1 rRNA gene is annotated in these 3,255 nt (G+C 53.5%); it reads left to right on the top strand.

The window, feature by feature from the left end:
- Positions 1–68: 68 nt before the first annotated feature.
- Positions 69–3,181, top strand: a 23S ribosomal RNA gene (locus ACPYN9_RS17120).
- Positions 3,182–3,255: the final 74 nt, after the last annotated feature.

Genomic DNA, 3,255 nt, shown 5'->3' with positions numbered 1-3,255 from the left:
GGGTTTGTGGTGTTCAGCAATTTTAGTCAAGAGTTTCTGAGAATGAAATGATTGGCTACTCATGTGTAAATCAAATCTTTAAGAGCAAACGGTGGATGCCTTGGCATCTGGAGCCGAAGAAGGACGTAGAAATCTGCGATAAGCCTCGGGGAGTTGATAATCGAACTTTGATCCGAGGATTTCCGAATGGGGAAACCCCGCTGGGCCCTTCGTGGTGACCTGGTGACTCCCGCCTGAATATATAGGGCGGGTAGAGGGAACGTGGGGAAGTGAAACATCTCAGTACCCACAGGAAGAGAAAACAACAGTGATTCCGTTAGTAGTGGCGAGCGAACGCGGATCAGGCTAAACCGGTCGTGTGTGATACCTGGTAGGGGTTGCACGGTCGGGGTTGTGGGACTTTTCGTGCTGCTCTACCAGGCAGTGGGCGTGACAGTAGCGTATAGACGAACAGCTTTGAATGGCTGACCAGAGGGGGTGCGAGTCCCGTAGTCGAAATGCGTGTATTGACGTTGAAGAGTATCCCAAGTAGCACGGGGCCCGAGAAATCCCGTGTGAATCTGTCAGGACCACCTGATAAGCCTAAATACTCCCAGATGACCGATAGCGGACAAGTACCGTGAGGGAAAGGTGAAAAGTACCCCGGGAGGGGAGTGAAATAGTACCTGAAACCGTTTGCTTACAATCCGTCGGAGCAGCCTTGTAGCTGTGACGGCGTGCCTTTTGAAGAATGAGCCTGCGAGTTAGTGATATGTGGCGAGGTTAACCCGTGTGGGGCAGCCGTAGCGAAAGCGAGTCTGAATAGGGCGACTGAGTCGCATGTCCTAGACCCGAAGCGAAGTGATCTATCCATGGCCAGGTTGAAGCGAAGGTAAGACTTCGTGGAGGACCGAACCCACCTAGGTTGAAAACTGGGGGGATGAGCTGTGGTTAGGGGTGAAAGGCCAATCAAACTTCGTGATAGCTGGTTCTCTCCGAAATGCATTTAGGTGCAGCGTTGCGTGTTTCTTACCGGAGGTAGAGCTACTGGATGGCCGATGGGGCCCAAAAGCTTACTGACGTCAGCCAAACTCCGAATGCCGGTAAGTGAGAGCGCAGCAGTGAGACTGTGGGGGATAAGCTTCATAGTCGAGAGGGAAACAACCCAGACCACCAACTAAGGTCCCAAAGCGCGTGCTAAGTGGAAAAGGATGTGGAGTTGCACAGACAACCAGGAGGTTGGCTTAGAAGCAGCCACCCTTGAAAGAGTGCGTAATAGCTCACTGGTCAAGTGATTCCGCGCCGACAATGTAACGGGGCTCAAGCACGCCACCGAAGTTGTGGCATTCATATGTATAGACAGGCCTTCGTGGTCCAGTCGTGTGGATGGGTAGGAGAGCGTCGTGTGGCGAGTGAAGCGGCGGTGGAAACCAGCCGTGGACGCTACACGAGTGAGAATGCAGGCATGAGTAGCGAAAGACGGGTGAGAAACCCGTCCTCCGAATGATCAAGGGTTCCAGGGTCAAGCTAATCTTCCCTGGGTAAGCCGGGACCTAAGGCGAGGCCGACAGGCGTAGTCGATGGACAACGGGTTGATATTCCCGTGGCCGGCGAAAAACCGCCCAAGCTAATCCAGTAGTGCTAAGAGTCCGAATCTTCTCGTCTGCCTTCGGGTGGGTGGGGAGCCTAGCGCTCGACCCCGTTCTGGTGCGGTTAGCGTATTAACAGGTGTGACGCAGAAAGGTAGCCGAACCGGGTGATTGGTTGAATCCGGGCAAGGATGTAGGGTGAGGGATAGGCAAATCCGTCCCTCGTAAAGCCTGAGATCTGACGCGGAACTCACTATGTGAGGTAGTCGGTGATCCTCTGCTGCCAAGAAAAGCATCGACGCGAGGTTTTAGTCGCCCGTACCCCAAACCGACACAGGTGATCAGGTAGAGAATACCAAGGAGATCGAGAGAATCGTGGTTAAGGAACTCGGCAAAATGCCCCCGTAACTTCGGGAGAAGGGGGGCCTGAGGCGTATAGGGATTTACTCCTGAAAGCGCATTGATGGCCGCAGAGACCAGTGGGAAGCGACTGTTTATCAAAAACACAGGTCCGTGCGAAGTCGCAAGACGATGTATACGGACTGACGCCTGCCCGGTGCTGGAAGGTTAAGAGGAAGGGTTAGCTTCGGCGAAGCTCTGAATTTAAGCCCCAGTAAACGGCGGTGGTAACTATAACCATCCTAAGGTAGCGAAATTCCTTGTCGGGTAAGTTCCGACCTGCACGAATGGCGTAACGACTTCCCAGCTGTCTCAACCGCGAACTCGGCGAAATTGCATTACGAGTAAAGATGCTCGTTACGCGCAGCAGGACGAAAAGACCCCGTGACCTTTACTACAGCTTGGTATTGGTGTTCGGTGTGGCTTGTGTAGGATAGGTGGGAGACTGTGAAGCGGGCACGCTAGTGTTCGTGGAGTCGTTGTTGAAATACCACTCTGGTCATTCTGGATATCTAACTTCGAACCGTGATCCGGTTCAGGGACAGTGCCTGGTGGGTAGTTTAACTGGGGCGGTTGCCTCCTAAAGAGTAACGGAGGCGCCCAAAGGTTCCCTCAACCTGGTTGGCAATCAGGTGGCGAGTGTAAGTGCACAAGGGAGCTTGACTGTGAGACTGACAAGTCGAGCAGGGACGAAAGTCGGGACTAGTGATCCGGCAGTGGCTTGTGGAAGCGCTGTCGCTCAACGGATAAAAGGTACCTCGGGGATAACAGGCTGATCTTGCCCAAGAGTCCATATCGACGGCATGGTTTGGCACCTCGATGTCGGCTCGTCGCATCCTGGGGCTGGAGTAGGTCCCAAGGGTTGGGCTGTTCGCCCATTAAAGCGGCACGCGAGCTGGGTTCAGAACGTCGTGAGACAGTTCGGTCTCTATCCGCTGCGCGCGTAGGAAATTTGAGAAGATCTATCTTTAGTACGAGAGGACCGAGATGGACGAACCTCTGGTGTGTCAGTTGTTCCGCCAGGAGCACCGCTGATTGGCTACGTTCGGAACGGATAACCGCTGAAAGCATCTAAGCGGGAAGCCGGCTTCAAGATGAGATTTCCATCCCTTCGGGGGAGAAGCTCCCAGTAGACGACTGGGTTGATAGGCCGGATGTGGAAGCACAGAAATGTGTGGAGCTGACCGGTACTAATAAGCTGATGATTTGATAAAACATGCACATGAATGTTGTTGCTGTTCGCGTCCACTTTGTGGTTCTCGATAGACGATCGAGAATCGACCACACG

The sequence above is a fragment of the Pseudoclavibacter helvolus genome (assembly GCF_049707175.1).
In the GTDB taxonomy this organism is placed as follows: domain Bacteria; phylum Actinomycetota; class Actinomycetes; order Actinomycetales; family Microbacteriaceae; genus Pseudoclavibacter; species Pseudoclavibacter helvolus_A.
The sequence above is the reverse complement of the archived record's forward strand: the minus strand, read 5'-3'. Positions and strand labels throughout refer to the sequence as shown.